The organism is Betaproteobacteria bacterium, assembly GCA_016194905.1.
Lineage (GTDB): Bacteria > Pseudomonadota > Gammaproteobacteria > Burkholderiales > JACQAP01 > JACQAP01.
Genome location: JACQAP010000016.1, coordinates 96,704 through 114,414 on the forward strand (window position 1 = coordinate 96,704; position 17,711 = coordinate 114,414).

Annotated in this window: 18 protein-coding genes; 10 read left to right on the forward strand and 8 right to left on the reverse strand. The window is 60.9% G+C overall.

Features of this window, described 5'->3' with window-relative positions:
• The first annotated feature begins 70 nt into the window (after nt 1–70).
• On the forward strand, nt 71–721 hold the full coding sequence (locus HY067_10250; GenBank protein MBI3528338.1) for a glutathione S-transferase family protein: 651 nt from the start codon (nt 71–73) through the stop codon (nt 719–721).
• Between the two features lie 14 nt (nt 722–735).
• Here the strand turns inward: HY067_10250 and HY067_10255 are convergent, their stop codons facing one another.
• A complete protein-coding gene (locus HY067_10255; protein ID MBI3528339.1) occupies nt 736–1,176 on the reverse strand; it encodes a VOC family protein in 441 nt (146 codons plus the stop codon).
• A 119-nt stretch (nt 1,177–1,295) separates the two neighbouring features.
• Here HY067_10255 and HY067_10260 point away from each other — a divergent pair, with 119 nt between their 5' ends.
• Together HY067_10260 and HY067_10265 are read left to right on the forward strand one after the other, a co-directional pair.
• Nucleotides 1,296–2,564 carry a four-carbon acid sugar kinase family protein gene (locus tag HY067_10260; GenBank protein ID MBI3528340.1) on the forward strand — a complete coding sequence of 423 codons (1,269 nt, stop codon included), beginning with the start codon at nt 1,296–1,298 and terminating at the stop codon, nt 2,562–2,564.
• 200 nt (nt 2,565–2,764) lie between these two features.
• Nucleotides 2,765–3,397 carry an aldolase gene (locus HY067_10265; protein MBI3528341.1) on the forward strand — a complete coding sequence of 211 codons (633 nt, stop codon included), beginning with the start codon at nt 2,765–2,767 and terminating at the stop codon, nt 3,395–3,397.
• Nucleotides 3,398–3,642: 245 nt separating this feature from the next.
• Here the strand turns inward: HY067_10265 and HY067_10270 are convergent, their stop codons facing one another.
• Entirely contained in the window at nt 3,643–4,308 is a 666-nt protein-coding gene (locus tag HY067_10270) for a hypothetical protein (protein ID MBI3528342.1), read from the reverse strand.
• A gap of 236 nt (nt 4,309–4,544) precedes the next feature.
• Here HY067_10270 and HY067_10275 point away from each other — a divergent pair, with 236 nt between their 5' ends.
• Nucleotides 4,545–5,024: a DUF1924 domain-containing protein gene (locus tag HY067_10275; protein ID MBI3528343.1), complete on the forward strand. Its 480-nt coding sequence runs from the start codon at nt 4,545–4,547 to the stop codon at nt 5,022–5,024.
• Nucleotides 5,025–5,189: 165 nt separating this feature from the next.
• Here the strand turns inward: HY067_10275 and HY067_10280 are convergent, their stop codons facing one another.
• On the reverse strand, nt 5,190–6,323 hold the full coding sequence (locus tag HY067_10280) for a site-specific DNA-methyltransferase (GenBank protein MBI3528344.1): 1,134 nt from the start codon (nt 6,321–6,323) through the stop codon (nt 5,190–5,192).
• Between the two features lie 201 nt (nt 6,324–6,524).
• Between HY067_10280 and HY067_10285 the strand changes: the two genes are divergently transcribed.
• Nucleotides 6,525–7,292, forward strand: coding sequence for an SDR family oxidoreductase (locus HY067_10285; protein ID MBI3528345.1), 768 nt, complete (start codon nt 6,525–6,527; stop codon nt 7,290–7,292).
• Between the two features lie 171 nt (nt 7,293–7,463).
• Complete coding sequence (locus tag HY067_10290; protein MBI3528346.1) at nt 7,464–8,282, forward strand: SMP-30/gluconolactonase/LRE family protein; 819 nt, start codon at nt 7,464–7,466, stop codon at nt 8,280–8,282.
• On the opposite strand, the gene HY067_10295 is transcribed toward HY067_10290, so the two are convergent.
• From HY067_10295 to HY067_10305, 3 genes are read right to left on the reverse strand one after another with little or no spacing between them, the layout of a single operon-like run.
• Complete coding sequence (locus tag HY067_10295; GenBank protein ID MBI3528347.1) at nt 8,279–9,181, reverse strand: aldose 1-epimerase; 903 nt, start codon at nt 9,179–9,181, stop codon at nt 8,279–8,281. The two genes, HY067_10290 and HY067_10295, sit on opposite strands and share 4 nt — an antisense overlap.
• The gene (locus HY067_10300; GenBank protein MBI3528348.1) at nt 9,178–10,029 is read right to left on the reverse strand and encodes an amidohydrolase family protein; all 852 of its coding nucleotides are present in this window, start codon (nt 10,027–10,029) and stop codon (nt 9,178–9,180) included. Before HY067_10300 ends, HY067_10295 begins: the two co-directional genes overlap by 4 nt.
• Nucleotides 10,030–10,042: 13 nt before the next feature.
• Nucleotides 10,043–11,053, reverse strand: a complete 1,011-nt coding sequence (locus tag HY067_10305; protein ID MBI3528349.1) for an aldo/keto reductase — start codon at nt 11,051–11,053, stop codon at nt 10,043–10,045.
• A 165-nt stretch (nt 11,054–11,218) separates the two neighbouring features.
• Here HY067_10305 and HY067_10310 point away from each other — a divergent pair, with 165 nt between their 5' ends.
• The 4 genes from HY067_10310 to HY067_10325 are packed head-to-tail and all read left to right on the forward strand — an operon-like array spanning nt 11,219 to nt 14,453.
• Nucleotides 11,219–11,653: a ribose ABC transporter gene (locus HY067_10310; GenBank protein MBI3528350.1), complete on the forward strand. Its 435-nt coding sequence runs from the start codon at nt 11,219–11,221 to the stop codon at nt 11,651–11,653.
• A gap of 10 nt (nt 11,654–11,663) precedes the next feature.
• Nucleotides 11,664–12,404, forward strand: coding sequence for a sugar ABC transporter ATP-binding protein (locus HY067_10315; protein ID MBI3528351.1), 741 nt, complete (start codon nt 11,664–11,666; stop codon nt 12,402–12,404).
• A gap of 14 nt (nt 12,405–12,418) precedes the next feature.
• On the forward strand, nt 12,419–13,411 hold the full coding sequence (locus HY067_10320) for an ABC transporter permease (protein ID MBI3528352.1): 993 nt from the start codon (nt 12,419–12,421) through the stop codon (nt 13,409–13,411).
• A 34-nt stretch (nt 13,412–13,445) separates the two neighbouring features.
• A complete protein-coding gene (locus HY067_10325) occupies nt 13,446–14,453 on the forward strand; it encodes a sugar-binding protein (GenBank protein MBI3528353.1) in 1,008 nt (335 codons plus the stop codon).
• 51 nt (nt 14,454–14,504) lie between these two features.
• Here HY067_10325 and iolE read toward each other — a convergent pair whose 3' ends face one another.
• Nucleotides 14,505–15,404, reverse strand: coding sequence for a myo-inosose-2 dehydratase (iolE, locus tag HY067_10330; protein MBI3528354.1), 900 nt, complete (start codon nt 15,402–15,404; stop codon nt 14,505–14,507).
• Between the two features lie 2 nt (nt 15,405–15,406).
• The gene (iolD, locus tag HY067_10335) at nt 15,407–17,257 is read right to left on the reverse strand and encodes a 3D-(3,5/4)-trihydroxycyclohexane-1,2-dione acylhydrolase (decyclizing) (protein MBI3528355.1); all 1,851 of its coding nucleotides are present in this window, start codon (nt 17,255–17,257) and stop codon (nt 15,407–15,409) included.
• Nucleotides 17,258–17,711 lie beyond the last annotated feature (454 nt).

Here is a 17,711-nt window from a genome sequence, read left to right on the forward strand (position 1 = left end):
AAATTGTACGCGCTGCCCGGACCGGGCTTTCACCAGTCACCTATCACTGACCACTAATCACGGAAACACCATGGCGCTGACCTTCTACTACGGCTCCGGATCCCCCTACGCATGGCGCGTGTGGCTCGCGCTGGAGCATAAGGCGATTGCCTACGAACTCAAGATGATTTCCTTCTCCGCCGGCGATCTCACCAAGCCGGAATATCTGGCGATGAATCCGCGGCACAAGGTGCCGACGATCGCCGATGGCGATTTCTCTCTCTATGAGTCGGCGGCAATCGTCGAATACCTGGACGAGCAATACTCAGCCGGTAAAAGGCTTTTTCCCGGCAGCGTCGGGCAGCGCGCCGTCATTCGCCGGCTGGTGCGCGAGGCCGATGAGTATCTTGCGCACGCGCTGGAACGGCTGGTTGATCAAGTCCTGTTCACCAAGCAGGAAAAATGGGACCTGCAGGAAATAGCGGCGGGCCGCGAAACTTTCCTCAAGGAACTGGACACGTTCGAAGGTTATCTGGGCGGCGGCTGGTTCGCCGGCGAATTATCTGCGGCGGATTTCACGCTCTATCCGATCATCGCGCTGTGCCTGCGCATGGAAAAGAAAAAAACGGATCTGAACGTAAGCAGTGCGATCGGACCGAAAATCGCGGCGTGGATGAAGCGCGTCGAAGCACTGCCATACTACGACAAGACCTACCCCCCGCACTGGAAAGCCAAGAGCTGAGGCGGCCCGTGGCTTCAGGCCAGATTGTCCCATTCGTCGTGCCGTTGCCTGCGCTCAGCCCGGAAGTTGGTCACTTCCAATCGCAAGCCATCCGGATCGTTGAAAAAGGTCGCATGATAGTCCGGTGCGTATTCCGGGTAGAGCCTGGATCCGGATGCATCGATCCCCGCTGCTCGCAGCTTACTGGCTGCTTCATCCACGTCCGCCGCATCGTCGACACGAAAGCAGAGGTGATGTAACCCCGGGGCATACGGATCGTAGGGAGATTTGCATTTGGCCGGACGCAGGACGTAACCGAAGTGCCGGTTGAAATACTGGATGTGAAGGGCGCCGTCGAGCGTAAACGAGTTCTTCCTGAACCCCAGGATCGACATGACCTGGTCGTAAAAGGTTTCGGCCCGGGCGAGATCGCTCACCGAGATGTAGATATGGTCTATTCCAATGACTTCGAGCATGGCGGTGGGCCCGGCAGCGGGCTTTCGGGCCCGGCTTTCGGTACCATTATGCCCAAACAACCAACCAGCCTGATGGGAGGAGATTTCGTGACCGATTTTATTCAGCCGGGAGCGATGGCATGAGCATTCTGCTCGGCTGCGTCGCCGACGATTTCACTGGCGCTACCGATCTGGCCAACACGCTCGTCAAGGCCGGCATGCGCACCGTCCAGTTGCTCGGCGTGCCACGCAAGGGCCTGAAAGTACCCGAGGCCGATTGCATCATTGTCGCGCTCAAGTCGCGCAGCAATCCCGCCGCCGAGGCGGTCACGATGTCGCTCGCCGCCCTGGACTGGTTGCGACAGCAGGGCGCGAGGCAGCTCTACTTCAAGTATTGCTCGACTTTCGATTCCACCGACAAGGGCAATATCGGCCCGGTGGCCGAAGCGATACTGGATGCGATCGGCGCCGACTTTACGGTGTTCAACCCGTCTTTCCCGACCAACAAGCGCACGGTGTACAAAGGCTATCTTTTCGTCGGTGACGAGTTGCTGTCCGAATCCGGCATGCGCCACCATCCGCTGACTCCGATGACCGATCCGTCCCTGGTGCGCGTTCTGCAGCGGCAGACCAGACACAAGGTCGGGCTGGTGCAGTACTCGACCGTTGTCAAAGGCGCGGCGGCGATTCGCAGCGCGTTCGACGATCTGCGCAAGCAGGGCATCCGCCACGCCGTGCTCGACTCCATCACCGATGATCACCTGATGACGCTCGGCGAAGCCTGCGCGGACATAAGACTGGTTACCGGCGGCTCCGGCATGGCGATGGGCCTGCCGGCCAATTTCATCCGTCAGGGCCTGATGAAAAGCGGTCAGCGTGCGACGCTGCCGAAAGTGACCGGCCCGACAGTCGTGATTGCGGGCTCGTGCTCGGTCGCCACGCAAGGCCAGGTCGCACTGATGAAAAAAGATCACGAAGCCTACGAACTGGAACCGATGGCGATCGCCTCCGGGCGCGACGTCGCGCGGGAGGCGACCGACTGGGCATCGAAGCGGCTCTCGGAAAAACCGATCCTGATTTACTCCACCGCCACCCCGGAGCAGGTGAAAGCCGTGCAGGATAAACTCGGCCGCGAACATGCCGGCTCGATGGTGGAGGAAACGTTCGGCAAGATCGCGAAGGGACTGGTTGCCAACGGCACGCGCAGGTTGTTGGTCGCCGGCGGTGAAACTTCCGGTGCGGTAGTCGGCGCGCTCGGCGTCGAAGGGCTGGTCATCGGGCCGGAAATCGATCCGGGCGTGCCGTGGACGTTCTCGATCGGCGAACCGTCGCTGGCGCTGGCGCTCAAGTCCGGCAACTTCGGCGCCCAGGATTTCTTCACCAAGGCTTTCAAGCTTCAACCAATGTAGTTCTGACGGCAATCCAGCCGATCAAATGCGCACCACGAAGTCACGAAGAACACGAAGGCTCACGAAGAGATGCGAGGAAAGAAAAGACCGAAACGATGTTCACAATATCGGTTATGTGAAATGGAGTTTTTGTTTCTCTTTGTGTCACTTCGTGCTCTTCGTGCCTTCGTGGTGAGATTTAACTTATCCAGTTCTTATCTATGAACGAATCGAAACTCAGGGAAGAGATCTGCCTCTTCGGCAAGTCGATGTTCGACCGCGGGCTCACGGTCGGCAGCTCCGGCAACATCAGCGTGCGCCTCGACGACGGCTGGCTGATGACGCCGACCAATTCCAGCCTGGGCCGGCTCGATCCGGCAATGCTGTCGAAGGTGGACGACAAGGGAAACCTGCTATCCGGCGCGAAGCAGACCAAGGAATCCTTCCTGCATCTTTCCGTGTACGGGCAGCGTCCGACGGCAGGCGCGATCGTGCATCTGCATTCAACCCATTCGGTCGCCGTATCCTGTCTCGCTGACGTCGATCCGAAGCAGCCCATCCCGCCGATCACTGCTTACTACGTCATGAAGATCGGCAACCTGGTGCTGCTGCCTTACTACGCACCGGGCGACATGACGCTGGCCAATGCGGTGAAGGAAGTGGCGGGGAAACACCACGCGATTTTGCTTGCCAATCACGGCCCCATCGTGGCCGGCAAGGATCTCGAAAGCGCCGTCTATGCGACCGAGGAACTGGAAGAAACCGCCAGGCTGTACCTGCTGCTGAGGGGCAGCCGGCTCAAAATCCTGTCGCCCGAGCAAGTAGCGGAACTGCACAGGAAGTGGCCGCAATAAGAAAGGCAGGACTGAGGTAAAAAGGTTCTTTGCCCGCGCTTGCGCAACACGTCTACTGGGGCGTGCTGATCCTGGTCGTGCTGCTGCATGGATCGGGCAAGCTGTCGCTGGATGCGATTGTGTGGAAGAAAATGAAGCGGCACTAAGCGCTGAGGATTCTTTTCAATACCCCCTTGAGGGGTACTGAGTCGTAACCGCGCGTTGCGGCTGGATTCTTCCAGCTCGTACCCTTTCCTTGCACGGCCTTACTTGAACGAATCCTGCGGCTTTCCCGCGAGAACTCGCGTGTGGATGTTCCAGGAAATTGTGATGCGCGGCCGGATGCCGGCGTAAGGCGTCACCAGATGCACCCACTCGCTCGGAAACAGCATCATCGTTCCCTCGTGCAGCGTCGGCACCAGCAACTGCGTCATGCGCCCCGGTTCGACCTGGCAGCAAGCCGCGATGCGCGGATCGGCGAAGCAGAACTTACCGCCTGTATTGTCGGCCGGATCCTGGTCGCCCAGGTCGAGCACATAGAGCACGCTTGCCACCGACCGATGATGGCTGTGTGGCATGCAGTAGTCGCCTTTTTCGTACACGCTTGCCCAACTATCGTCGATCACCGCGTTGTCGTTCGGATACACCTGCCTGAACAGCGCGACGGCGCGTTCTTGAATCAACTCCGCTTCCGGCCGCGCCCAATCGGCGACGCGGCGTATCTTCGTGCCGCAGCCGCCGTGGAAATAGAAGTCGCGAAATTTGGAATCCTGCAGTAGTTCCAGCACGCGCCGCTTGAGGCCGGGATGGTAATACTCCGCGTCTTCGAAGCGGGTGACCTTGACGGTGGGTTCGTCGAGCGCAAGCAGGGCCTGCTTCTCCGGCCAGATGCGCAGCTTGCGGATGCCGATTTGGATGATGTGCCTCGACATGGACGGCATTTAAGCGCCGTGCTCATGCCAGCGTCAAGCTGCGGAGCAACGAAGAAGGAGAGGAAAAGAGGGGGAAGGCAGCACTGAGGACTGAGTAGCGATCATGCACTGCGGCTAGACTTTCTAGCCACTAGAGCCACTAGAGCCACTAGAGCCACTAGCCCCTAGCTACTCGCTCGGCCCAGCCGCATAATGGCCGAAAAGAAGGCTTCTCAATCTCTCGGGGGAGGGGCAAGATGAAGCGGTTCGCGGCAGTCGTCGCACTTTCTCTGTGTTCGGCACCTTTGCTCGCCGACACGCCTGACCAGATCCTGGAACGTTACGCCGAGCTGGCGCAACAGGAAGATCCGGCCTTCGCCGGTTTTTCCGCAGAGCACGGCCACGAACTGTATCTTCAGAAGCGGGTGCTGCCGGTTGTCGGTGCGATCAACTGCGCTTCCTGCCACATGGCTGATCCGCGTGACGAGATCATCGCGCACAAGTCCAAGGTGCTGTGCCGCCAGTGCCACGTCATCAACGATTCCGAGCATCCCCATCCCAAGGACGCCAAGCTGCGCAAGATCCCGCCGCTCGCGCCGTCCGCGAATCCCAGGCGTCTGACCAACTTCGAGCATGTCGAGGAGTTCCTGAAGCCGAACTGCGAGATGGTGATCGGGCGCGAGTGCAGCACGCAGGAGAAGGACGATATTATTGCGTGGTTGATCTCGGTGAAGTGAAGATGTGTCATTCGTGGTTTGTCTACACTGTCTAATTGCAGCAGGGTCGAAGGGCGGCAATTTGACTGGGACATACAGTCCGTAATTACGTCTGGAGTTCTTTCAGGCATGTTGATGTGTGTATTCGTTTATCAGGTGGACAACGAGACGGAACCAGCGCGGTCCCTAGTCGCTCGACACTCTCAGTTTTGCCAAATTGGGAATGGCTTTGCGACCAAGTTCAAAATAGTGCGGGTCTTTCTCGATCCCAATGCATTGATATCCAAATACTGATGCTGCGGCCAGAGTCGACCCTGACCCTGCAAATGGATCTAGGATAATTCCTTTTCCCATAGGAAGGACTCCCCTAACTAACTGGCGCAAGAATGCTTGTGGTTTTAGGCTGGGATGCGAAGCTAAGGCTCTCTCGCTTGTTCTCGTTGGTGAGGAGGAGATCACATCTCCGAAAGGCCTATCCGTGGATGGTCTGCGAAAACCGCCCGTTCCCCATTTCCTTAAATTGTCTTGCGCGCGGCCTTCGAGTGGTTTTCGAAAGACGAGCCATGGTTCCCACATTGATCGAGGCATTACACTTATCTCAGGAAATTCTTCGTGAGCAGCCTTAGGACGATCGCCCCCCCGCATTGTCATGACTAGGCGGACGATTTCTCCGCGGCGCTCCAGGCCTGCACGCGCCAAAGAATTGGAAACAACGTGAGATAAGAGAGGATTGCTGGCAACGACAACATTTGCGCCCGGTACTAGTGCTGGGGACAGAAGCCGCGCCCACTTGAAGAAAAAATCATCAAGAGCTTTTAGGTCAGTCGCGGTTAACACGGTAAATCTTGGCAACGGCGAACGCTTATTGCCGTCAAACGACGGAGGAATCCGCCAAATTCCACCCTTTCCGTTTCGTAGCTTTTCTTGCTGTTCCGAGGAGTATTCAACTAACCCATATGGGGGATCTGTAACAACGGCGTGAATGCTGTTCCTGTTGCATGAAGACAGCCAATCGCAACAATCGGAATGAATCATGATCGTTTTTTCGTATTCGAACGTGCTCAGTGTTTTTTTTAATGCCTTGATTTCTTTTTTTTCCGAGCGCTGGTCGTCATAAAGATTGAGCGAGTACTGCGCGCGATCCATTCTCGTGAACAATCGAGGAGTATTCAGTTGCAGATAAGACCTAATAGACGAAGAGGAGACGGGACCAAGTCTTTCCGAAACACCCACTTGAATATCGCTAAGCGACGCTCCGCCAGCGCGGGCGGATAGCACCTCCACTATTGCGTCCCTAACTTCCCCCGGGCGGCGTTTCATTGTGCTGACCTGGTTTCTATATAGTGTAATTTAGTCATCCTATAGCTAAAGACGTCTAGACGTCAAACAAATTGTGCGCGATTTGGTCCATGAAGAAATTCAAAAAGTACCGCGTTAGAAGATTCGTCGCTATTTCATTCTTTTCCCTCGATATACTGACCCTTTACTAGTCCTTCCATATATAAATACGATAGAAAAGTCATGAAAGATAATCTCGCCATTTATCCCAGCCTCAAGGACAAGGTCGTTTTCATCACCGGGGGAGGCTCCGGAATCGGTGCATCGATCGTGGAAGGTTTCGTGCGCCAGGGTGCGAAGGTGGGCTTCGTCGATATCGACGAGACGGCAAGTAGCGCGCTCGTTCAGAAACTCAAAGGCACCGGACCGGCGCCGCGATTTATCCGCTGCGATGTCCGCGACATCGAGCAACTGCGCACGACAATTAGAACGGTGCGGTCAGAGTTCGGCGACATCGGCATCCTGGTCAACAATGCCGCTCACGACGATCGCCACTCGATCGAGAGCGTGACGGTCGAATTCTGGGACGAGCGCATTGCGGTCAACCTGCGCCATCAGTTCTTTGCGTCGCAAGCCGTCGTCGATCAGATGAAGCACCTGGGCGGCGGCTCGATCATCAATTTCGGTTCGATCTCCTGGATGACGGCGACCGGCGGCATGCCGGCCTATACGACCAGCAAGGCTGCCATCCACGGCCTGACACGCGGACTGGCGCGTGACCTCGGACCGTTCAACATCCGCGCAAATACCGTCTCTCCCGGCTGGGTCATGACCGAGCGCCAGCTCAAGATGTGGGTGACGCCGGAAGGCGAGAAACAGTTGGACCAATTGCAATGCCTGAAAGGCCGGCTGCAGCCCGAAGACCTCGCCAACATGGTGCTGTTCCTCGCGTCGGACGACGCGAAGATGATTACGTCGCAGAACTTCGTGGTCGATGCGGGGTGGACGTAAGATAGGGGCTAGGGACTAGTGGCTAGAGACTAGAGAGAAGCAAAAAGGCGCGAAGCTCCACCACTAGCCGCTAACCCCTATTCCCTAGCCCCTGATGTTAAGGTCAACGCCGTGACCGAAACGAGACCCCGTTGTATCTGGCCTGCTGGTGCGCTGCTCGGCGAAGGGCCGATGTGGTCGGCTCGCGATAAGGCGGTGTACTGGGTCGACATCAAGGGCCAGCTTCTGCATCGCCTTGCACTGGCGGACGAGTCGAAAAAAAGCTGGCCGATGCCGGAGCGCATCGGTTGGGTCGTCGAGCGCAGCGATCGGCCGGGCTTCGTCGCCGGGTTCAAGTCGGGCTTCGCGTTCCTCACGCTCGATCCGGTAACTATCACGCCGATCGGCAATCCGGATGCCGGCCATCCCGGCAATCGCCTGAACGATGCCAAGGCCGACCTGCAGGGCAGGATCTGGGCCGGCTCCATGGACGACGAAGAAGTCGCGGCATCGGGGAGCCTCTACCGGCTTGCTGCGGATTTGCGCTGGCAGACAATCGACAGCGGTTATCGCGTCACCAACGGCCCGGCATTCAACGTCGACAGCAGCCGGATGTTCCACACCGACAGCGCGCTTCGGCGCATTTATGTTTTCGATGTGAGTGTCGAGGGCGCGATCTCGAACAAGCGGTTGTTTCTGCAGTTCGAGACCGGCCATGGCTACCCCGACGGCATGACCACCGATGCGGAAGATCATTTGTGGGTCGCGCACTGGGGCGGCTCGCGTGTCAGCCGCTTCCGACCCGACGGCAGCTTCGATCGGTCCATTTACTTGCCGGCATCCCAGATAACCAGTTGCGTATTCGCAGGCGATAAGCTCGACCGTCTGTTCGTGACGTCCGCCTCGATCGGTCTGAGCAAAGAGCAACTTGCCTCCGAACCGCTGGCCGGATCGTTGTTCGAGGTCGAACCCGGCTGCACCGGATTGCCGACACGGCAATTCCACGGCTAGGCGCCGAAGTCGGGTTCGAAGCGGCAACGGCCCGTGAATGTTGCGCCAGGCGATAGCACCATACCGCCAATCTGCGCGGAGCCGAGATGCCCGAGGTTGAGCCAGTCCACCGTATTGCTGACCGGTTCGACGCACAGGAACTCGCGCGAGGGCGGGGTGAAAACCACCAGGTAGGACAACGGCGATTCGGCGGTCATGCGCAGGCGCCGTCCCGTCTCCGGCCAGCGCATCGTGGCCACGTGCTTCCAGCCGATGAAGTTGTTGTCGAGCGTCACCGACGCCATTTTCAGTTCGCGCGCAAGCGACTCGACCGTCTCGTTGCGGGTGAGCCGGACCGGCATGTCGTTATCCACTTCCCACATCTGCGAAACCTCCGCGTGCAACGTCATGCCAGGGGTGTAGGGAAAGTAGGGGTGCTGGCCGATACCCAGCGGCATCGCCAGCGTGTCCGTATTGCTGACGAGGAGTTCCACCGCGAGGCTGCGCGGCGTCAGCGCGAAGTGCTGCTCGGCACGATAGGCGAACGGCCAGTCTCCGCGTTCATGCTCCAGCACGATGCTCGCGGAAGCGGCATCGTGGCCGGTGATCCTCCAGGGAAGCTTCCAGGCGTTGCCGTGGATGGCGTGCGGCGAGCTGCCGAAGTTGCGCGGCAGCGAGATGTGGCGTCCGGCGAAAACGAAGCGCCCGTCGCGCACGCGGCCGCTGAACGGCACCAGCGGAAAGCTCGCCATCATCTGCGGATTGCCCTCGGCGAGTCCCTCGGGGCTGGCGGGCCGCATCCACTCGACGGTCTGATTTTTCTCCTTGCTGTAGAAGCGCGCAATGGAGCCGCCGATCCCGGGCGCGATGTCGAGGTGCAACGCTCCCGCAGAGATGCTGATGACCGACTTTGTTTTCATGCTGGCCTCATCGGCAGTCGATAGAAGCGAATCGCGTTGTCGTTCATGACCGCCATTTGATCGGCGGCGGAGTGCGAAGCGATGAATTGCTTCGCCGCCGCCAGCCAGCCGGGGTAATCCGCGTTGACCAGCATGACCGGCCAGTCGCTGCCCCATACGATGCGCTCCACGCCGAAACATTCGACCAGGTGTTCAGCATAGCGACGCAGGTCGTCGGGCTTCCATCCCGGGCGGGCTTCGGTCACGAGACCGGAAAGCTTGCAGTACGCCTGGGTTTCGCGCGCGATGCGGCGCATTTCGTCGGCCCAGGGTTGCCACATTCCGCCGGCGATATCCGGTTTGGCCCCATGATCGACGATGGCACGCAGATCCGGATGACGCAAGAGCAGCGCGAGCACGGCCTTGAGATGCGGCGGCCGCACCAACAGATCGAACGACAGGTCTTGCTCGATGACGATACGCAACGCCGGTGCGAGCTTCGGCTGCAACACCCACTCGACGTCGGCGATTTCCTGCAGCATCGGACGGATGCTGCGCAGGAGCGGATCCTGCGCCAGATCGTGCAATACGTCGGGCGCGTTCGCCGCCGCCATGTCGATCCAGCCGACCACACCCTTGATCAATCCGCCGCTGGCGCGCGCCTGGCCGAGCAGCCAGCGCGTCTCAGTCACGGTCTGCGCTGCTTGCACGACAACACTGCCGGCGATGCCGTTTGCGGCGGCGAGCGCGCGGTAGTCCTCGACCAGGTAGTCCCGCTCGATCGGTGTCACGGCGGGATTGCTGCCGTCGCCGATCCAGCCGTAGTCGGCGCGGGACAGTTTCCACAGGTGATGATGGGCATCGATCACGGCTTCTATTCGATCACGGTGTCGGCGCCTGCGCGTCCATCAAGCCCGCCGATTTCAGTTCGCGCCAGAGTTCCGCGGGAACCGGGGTGCGCAGCATGCGCAGGTTCTCGTTCAGTTCGGCTGCGTTGCTGGTGCCGGGAATGACGCTGGCGACGCAGGAATGATGCAGCGGGAACTGCAGGGCGGCGGCCTTCAGCGCCACGCCGTGAGCCGCGCAGATTTTTTCGATCGCGGCGACTTTCGTCAGCACGTCCGCCGGCGCGGGCGCGTAATTGAACCAGGCGTTTTTCACCGCTCCGCTGGCGAGGATGCCGGAGTTGTAAGGCCCGCCGAGAACGATGCCGATGCCGCGCTTCTCGCACAGCGGCAAAAAGGATTTCAGCGATTCCTGTTCGAGCAGCGTATAGCGGCCCGCCAGCAGGAAGCAATCGAAGTCGCCGGCCTCGGCGAACGCCTGGCACGCCTCCCATTCGTTCAGTCCGCAGCCGATCGCCTTGACCACGCCCTGTTCGCGCAGTGACAGCACGGCCTTGTAGGCGCCCGCCATTGCCTCCCTGAACACTTCCGGAAACCGTTCGCCCTGGTTGCGGCGATCGACGTCGTGGATCAGCAGGATGTCGAGGCGGTCCGTGCCGAGGCGGTTCAGGCTGTCCTCGAACGAGCGCATGGCGCCGTCGTAGCTGTAGTCGCTGAAGCGCGCAAAGGCGACGATGTCGCGGAACAAGCCGGCCCCGGTCGGCTTGCCGAATGCCGGCCGCAGGCGCCAGCCCACCTTGGAGGACACGATGACGCCAGTATCCGCGAACATGCGCAGGCCGCCGCCCAACCGCAGTTCGGACAGGCCGTGTCCGTACAATGGCGCGGTGTCGTAGTAGCGCATCCCGGCGGCGTATGCCGCGGACAGGGTATCGATCACGCTTCGCTCGGACATGGCAACATACATGTTGCCAAGGCCGGTGCCGCCGAATCCGAGTACTGAGAGTTTCAGTCTCGAGCGGCCCAGGGTTTTGCGATCCAGCTCCATGCGTCCCCTCCGTGAGCCAATGCCGGAGGATGTTAGCACGCAAGGTTGTGCGTCCCCGTGCCGGTTTTTTTGCAGCGCAACCTGAAAATGCGCTTGCTCCGGGGCGGGCAACTGGGCGATGCTAGCCGGCGCACTCAGAACAAAAAATCTGGAGGAACTGCTGCGATGCTGAAGAACATCGATCCGCTGTTGTCGCCGGAATTGCTGTCCACGCTGCGGGCGATGGGGCATGGCGACGAACTGGCGATCGTCGATGCCAACTATCCCGCAGTGTCGAGCGGGCGGCCGGTGATCCGCGCCGATGGTTCGCAGGTGACGGCCGTGGCAGCCGCGGTGCTCTCCCTCATGCCGCTGGACGAGTTCGTCCCGTGCGCCGCCTTCCACATGCAGGTGGTGGATAATCCGAACGGCCAGATGCCGATCTTCGACGAGTTCCGTTCGCTATTGCGCAAACACGAACCGAAGATTGCGAAACTCGAAGGCATCGAGCGCTTTGCGTTCTACGAGCGGGTAAGGAATTGTTTCGCGGTGGTCGCCACGGGCGAGCGCCGGCTCTACGGCAATCTGATCCTGAAAAAAGGCATCGTCCGGCCCGCCTGAGAGGAGAACCGTGCGCCTGTTCGAGCTGCGTGGGATTTCCAAGAATTTCGGCGCCATCCAGGCGCTGACCGAAGTCGATCTGAAGATCGACGCCGGCGAGGTGCTCGGTCTGATGGGCGACAACGGCGCCGGCAAATCCACGCTCATCAAGATCATGGCCGGCAACTTCCTGCCTTCGAGCGGGGAGATCTGGCTGAAGGGCGCGAAAGTCGAATTTCACAACCCGGTCGACGCGCGCAGGAAAGGCATAGAGGTCGTTTACCAGGACCTCGCGCTGTGCGACAACCTCACTGCGGCGGAGAACGTTTTCCTCGGCCGCGAGGCCAAGCGCAAGATCGGCCCGTTCAGCTTCATCCACTATGCGGCCATGTTCCGCGAAGCCGCGCGCCACTTCGCCGAGCTGAAATCGGAGACGCGCCCGCGCGACCTGGTCAAACAAATGTCCGGCGGCCAGCGCCAGGCCGTGGCGATCGCACGCACGCGGCTGTCGAATCCGGACATCGTGTTGATGGACGAGCCGACCGCGGCGATCAGCGTGCGCCAGGTCGCCGAGGTGCTGGATCTGATACGACGGCTGCGCGACCAGAACGTCGCCGTCATCCTGATCAGCCATCGCATGCCGGACGTGTTCGCGGTATGCGACCACGTCTCGGTGATGCGCCGTGGCAAAGTCGTCGCCGACAAGCCGATCAAGCAGACTTCCCCGGAGGAAGTCACCGGCCTGATCACCGGTGCCATCGAAACTGCCTGACGCCGAGGACGCCGATGAGTGTCGCGCTGGAAGAAATCGCGCAAAAGAGGGAGAAGGGCCCGCTGCGGCAGATGGTCGGCAGCCAGCCCTTCTGGGTGACGATCGCGCTCGCGCTGATCTGCCTGGTGATGTCGCAGGTGTCGGACGTCTTCTTCACCGAGGACAACTTCTTCAATGTCACGCGCAACTTCGCGTTCATAGGCATCATCGCGATGGGCATGACCGCCGTCATCATCACCGGCGGCATCGATCTTTCGGTCGGCTCCATCGTCGGACTGTCGGGCATCGTGACCGGACTGGTACTCAATGCCGGACATTCCTTGTTGGCCGGGATCGTTGCCGGCCTGCTGACCGCGCTGTTTTGCGGCCTGGTCAACGGCATCCTGATCGCCTACGTGCGGCTGTCGTCCTTCATCGTCACGCTGGGCATGTTCGGCATCGCGCGCAGCCTGGCCCAGGTGCTGTCAGAGAACCACATGATTTACGAGTTCGGTCCGGACGAGAAACTGTTCTTCGAGCTCGGCGGCGGCACGATTTACGGCTTCGCCAATCCGTTCATCCTGCTGATCGTGCTGATCGTCGTGTTCATGATCGTGTTCCGCTACACGACATGGGGGCGCTGGGTGTTCGCGCTTGGCGGCAACGAGAATGCCGCGCGGCTGACCGGGGTGCCGGTGAACCGCATGAAGCTGTCGGTGTACATGCTCTCCGCGCTGATGGCGGGAATCTCGGCGGTTTTGCTGGTCGGCTGGCAGGGCGCGGCGATCAACGCCATGGGCACGGGTTACGAATTGCGCGTGATAGCGTCGTCGGTGATCGGCGGCGCGGATCTGATGGGCGGGGCCGGAGGTGCTTACGGCGCATTCATCGGTGCGGCCCTGATCGAAGTGATCCGGAACAGTTTGCTTCTGGCCGGTGTGGATGCAAACTGGGAAGGTACGTTCGTAGGTCTGTTCATTGTGTTTGCTGTGTTGTTGAGTAAATTACGTGGGATGCGCTCGGGGTGATAGCCCGGGCCGATAACGACATGAGGAGGAACTGATGAAAAAGACGTTGATTGTGGCGGCAATGGCGGGGCTGTTCGGCCTGCCGGGTCTCGCCGGTGCGGCGGATGGCAAGCTGGTGTTCGCGCTGGTTCCGAAAAACATGAACAACCCGTTCTTCGACCAGGCGCGCGACGGCTGCAAGAAGGCCGAGAAGGAAATGGCCGGCAAGGTCGAGTGCATGTACATCGGCCCGGGCGAGCACGGCGGCGGCGAAGAGCAGGTCCAGGTCGTGCAGGATCTGATCACCAAGAAGGTCGACGGCATCGCGGTGGCGCCTTCCAACGCGCCGGCGATGGCCAAGGCGCTGGAGCGCGCCAAAACGGCCGGCATCCCGGTGATTACCTGGGACTCCGACCTGCTGGACAAGGACAAGGGACTGCGCGCCGCCTATGTCGGCACCAAGAATTACGACATCGGCGTGAACCTGGCGAAGATCGCGATGAAGCTCAAGCCCAAGGGCGGCACCATTTGCATCCAGTCCGGTGGCCCCGCGGCGGCGAACCATAACGAGCGCATGAAAGGCATCCGCGACACCATCGTCGGAAAAGTCAGCAACACGCCGCCGCCCGGAGACCGCCTGACCGGACAGAACGGCTGGAAGGAAGTGGATGGCTGCCCGCTGTACACCAACGACGATTTCCCGCTGTCGGTGAAGCAGCTCGGCGAAATCCTGGCCAAGTATCCCGACCTCACGGCTTTCGTGCCGACCGGCGGATTCCCGCAGTTCGTGCCGCAGGCCTACCGGCAGGCGGTGGAAAAGAACATGGACCGCATCAAGAGCAAGAAGACCATCCTCGTGGTGGCCGATACGCTGCCGGTGCAGATGGACTTGATGAAGGCCGGGTACAGCCATGGCCAGGTCGGCCAGCGCCCGTTCGACATGGGCTACAAGGCGATGAGCATCCTGAAGGACCTCAAGGAGAAGAAGAAAGTCGCCGATCCGATCTACACCGGCCTGGATGTGTGCGAGCCGGAAACCGCGGCGACCTGCATCGCCAAGTAATCGCGAGCTTCGGCATCAGGCGGCCACCGCAAAAGCGGTGGCCGTTTTTTTTCAGCGCTCCAGCGCACGCTTGAGTTCGGACAGGTGGCGGAAACCCATCTGCGCGTACTGATAGCTCGGCGCGCGCGCCGGATCCTGCTCGGCTTCGACCACCAGCCAGCCGCGATAGCCGTGGTCGTGCAGCAGCTTCAACAGCGACTTGAAATCGATATGACCGTCGCCGGGAACGGTGAACACGCCTTTCAAGACGGAATCCAGGAAGCTCCAGTCCTGCCTGCGCGCCGCGCGCGCCACGCCGGGGCGCACGTCCTTGCAGTGAACGTGGCAGACCCGCGCGATGTGTCGTTTCAACGTGTCGACCGCGTCGCCGCCGGCGAAGGTGATGTGGCCGCTGTCGAACAGCAGGCCGACATCGGGACTGGTCAGCGACATGAGGCGGTCGACGTCCTCGACGGTTTCGACGTAGGCACCCATGTGGTGGTGATAGGCGAGGCGAACACCTTGCGACAACGTGTAACGGGCGAAAGCGTCGAGCTTTTTCGCATACTCGCGCCATTGCGCGTCGCCGGCGAACTGCGGGCGCCGCGATAGCGGAACCGCCTGTCTGCCCTGGATCGAATCGGCGACTTCGCCGTAGACCATCACGTTCGCGGCGTTCTTCGCCAGCAATTGCAGATGCGGGCCGACGGCCTGGATCTCCTGCTCGACGGAGCGGCGTGCCAGTTCGCCGGAATACCAGCCCGACACCAGTTCCACGCGGTATTGCGCCAACACCTTGCGCAGGGCTTCCGGTTCCCTCGGAAACTTGTTGCCGAGTTCGAAGCCGCGATAGCCGATCTCGCTGCCCTCGGACAGGATGATTTCCAGCGGCGTGTCGCCGCCCAGTTCCGGCAGGTCGTCGTTGGCCCACGAGATCGGGTTGATTCCGATTTTCACGTCGAAGGCTTTCATGCTCAGGCCTTCTGCTCTTGCTTGCCCTGTTCGTAAGCCTTGCGCGCCGCGGCGACCTCCTCTCGCTGCGAGATTTCCGGCACGGCGACTTCCCACCACCAGCCGCCTTCGGTCGTCGAGCGGTTCGGATCGGTCTCGATGCAGACCACCGACGTGCGCTTGCTTGCGCGCGCGCGTTTCAGCGCGGCTTCGAGTCCGGCGATGCCGTCGACTTTCTCCGCCGCTGCACCGAGCGACGCGGCATGGGCGACGAAGTCGACGCGCGGTGCGCCGTCCGCGGTACGCATGCCGTCGTCGAACAGGTTATTGAAAGGCGCGCCGCCGCAGGCCTGCTGCAGCCGGTGGATGCAGCCGTAACCGCGATTGTCGAGCAGCACGATCACCAGCTTGAGGCCGAGCATCACCGAAGTGGCGATCTCGGAATTCATCATCAGATAGCTGCCGTCGCCGACGATGACGATGACTTCGCGCATCGGGCGGGCCAGTTTCACGCCGAGCCCGCCGGCGATCTCGTAACCCATGCACGAGTAGCCGTACTCGACGTGATAGCCGCCGGGCACCGAGGTGCGCCAGAGCTTGTGCAGTTCGCCGGGTAATCCCCCCGCGGCGCAGACCACGATGTCGCGCGCGGCTGAATCTTCGGCGGAGCGCTGCACGGCGCCGATGACTTCGCCCTCGTAGGGCAGCTTCGCATCGCGGCGACCGGTGATCGCATCGACTTTCGCGCGCCACTCCGCGGCGAGCTTCGTCGCCTTCGCGCTCCACGCGGCATCCGCCTTCCAGCCGGCCAGCGCGGTGTCGAGCGCCTGCAGTCCCGACCTGGTGTCGGCCTGCAAGGCCAGTCCCCGCAGCTTGATCGCATCCAGCCCGTTGACGTTGAGGTTGATCAACTTCGCCTGGGTGAACAGCGAATGCGATCCGGTGGTGAAGTCCTGCAGCCGCGTGCCGATCGCCAGCACCAGGTCGGCTTCGCGCGCGAGCGCGTTGGCTGCGGTGGAGCCGGTGACGCCGATCGATCCGAGCTGCAGCGGATGGTCCCATGGCAACGCACCCTTGCCGGCCTGGGTTTCCGCCACCGGCACGCCATGGCCGTCGGCGAAACCGCGCAGCATGTCCGTCGCCTCGCCGTAAAGCGCGCCGCCGCCTGCGACGATCAGCGGACGTGTGGCGTTCTTCAGCGCGGCTGCGGCTTCTTGCAGCGGTGCAGGGGCAGGCGGGACCGCGCGCAGCGTGATCCTCTTCGGCGAGAAAAAATCCTCCGGCCAGTCGTAAGCCATGGTCTGCACGTCCTGCGGCATCGCCAGCGTGACCGGGCCGCACATTGCGGGATCGGTGAGCACATGGATCGCCCGGGGCAGCGCGGTCAGCAACTGGGCCGGATGGACGATGCGGTCGAAATAGCGCGAGACCGGCCTGAAGCAATCGTTTGCCGAAATGCCGCCGTCGTGGAAATCCTCCACCTGCTGCAGTACCGGATCCGGCGCGCGCGAGACGAAGATGTCGCCGGGCAGCAGCAGCACCGGCAGGCGGTTCACGTGCGCGACCGCCGCCGCGGTCACCATGTTGGTCGCGCCCGGCCCGATCGACGTGGTGCAGGCCATCATGCGCCGGCGCATGTTCGCTTTTGCGTAGGCGATCGCGGCGAGCGCCATCGCCTGTTCGTTGTGCGCGCGATAAGTCGGCAACCGGTCGCGATACTGATACAGCGCTTCGCCGATGCCCGCCACGTTGCCGTGTCCGAAGATCGCGAACACGCCTCCGAACAGGGTCTGATTGCCTTCGATATCGGTGCGCAATTCCGCGAGGTAACGCACCAGCGTCTGCGCGGCGGTCAAGCGGATCGTTCTTCTCATATACTGCCTCCCGTTCACCCGCTGTTGTGCGGGCCTGTCATGTGTGGATATCCGGACTTGGTTTGACAGACACTGTCAGTCGTACGACGAGTCGTTTGCCTCCACGGCAACTGAAAGGTTCACCACGAAGGCACGAAGACACGAAGAGTAAGATCTGGAAAGAATCGAGAGTCCGGCAATCAAGCGTCCGGCCACTTTGGTTGTCACAGCCATGCTTGCATCAAACGGTGTGGGTTTCTTCGTGTCTTCGTGCCTTGTATGTTCGTTTTGTTGGTGTAAGTTGTGTTTGTTCTCAAGCGTAGTTGGGGCTTGGGGACGGGGAAGCGGCAGATCGATTGTGTCCTGGTTTAAATCGTCACGAAGCCTGGTCGCCGCCTCCTGCTTTGCGTGAATCCGAGCAGTTGCCTGGGCACGAGCCCGAATTATTGCAAGATAGGATCGAGTGAAGCCATGA

Excerpts from the sequence above, each read along its gene's own strand:
- HY067_10250 (MBI3528338.1), top strand. The coding sequence starts at position 71 with ATGGCGCTGACCTTCTACTACGGCTCCGGATCCCCCTACGCATGGCGC.
- HY067_10255 (MBI3528339.1), bottom strand. The coding sequence starts at position 1,176 with ATGCTCGAAGTCATTGGAATAGACCATATCTACATCTCGGTGAGCGAT.
- HY067_10260 (MBI3528340.1), top strand. The coding sequence starts at position 1,296 with ATGAGCATTCTGCTCGGCTGCGTCGCCGACGATTTCACTGGCGCTACC.
- HY067_10265 (MBI3528341.1), top strand. The coding sequence starts at position 2,765 with ATGAACGAATCGAAACTCAGGGAAGAGATCTGCCTCTTCGGCAAGTCG.
- HY067_10270 (MBI3528342.1), bottom strand. The coding sequence starts at position 4,308 with ATGTCGAGGCACATCATCCAAATCGGCATCCGCAAGCTGCGCATCTGG.
- HY067_10275 (MBI3528343.1), top strand. The coding sequence starts at position 4,545 with ATGAAGCGGTTCGCGGCAGTCGTCGCACTTTCTCTGTGTTCGGCACCT.
- HY067_10280 (MBI3528344.1), bottom strand. The coding sequence starts at position 6,323 with ATGAAACGCCGCCCGGGGGAAGTTAGGGACGCAATAGTGGAGGTGCTA.
- HY067_10285 (MBI3528345.1), top strand. The coding sequence starts at position 6,525 with ATGAAAGATAATCTCGCCATTTATCCCAGCCTCAAGGACAAGGTCGTT.
- HY067_10290 (MBI3528346.1), top strand. The coding sequence starts at position 7,464 with ATGTGGTCGGCTCGCGATAAGGCGGTGTACTGGGTCGACATCAAGGGC.
- HY067_10295 (MBI3528347.1), bottom strand. The coding sequence starts at position 9,181 with ATGAAAACAAAGTCGGTCATCAGCATCTCTGCGGGAGCGTTGCACCTC.
- HY067_10305 (MBI3528349.1), bottom strand. The coding sequence starts at position 11,053 with ATGGAGCTGGATCGCAAAACCCTGGGCCGCTCGAGACTGAAACTCTCA.
- HY067_10310 (MBI3528350.1), top strand. The coding sequence starts at position 11,219 with ATGCTGAAGAACATCGATCCGCTGTTGTCGCCGGAATTGCTGTCCACG.
- HY067_10320 (MBI3528352.1), top strand. The coding sequence starts at position 12,419 with ATGAGTGTCGCGCTGGAAGAAATCGCGCAAAAGAGGGAGAAGGGCCCG.
- HY067_10325 (MBI3528353.1), top strand. The coding sequence starts at position 13,446 with ATGAAAAAGACGTTGATTGTGGCGGCAATGGCGGGGCTGTTCGGCCTG.
- iolE (MBI3528354.1), bottom strand. The coding sequence starts at position 15,404 with ATGAAAGCCTTCGACGTGAAAATCGGAATCAACCCGATCTCGTGGGCC.
- iolD (MBI3528355.1), bottom strand. The coding sequence starts at position 17,257 with ATGAGAAGAACGATCCGCTTGACCGCCGCGCAGACGCTGGTGCGTTAC.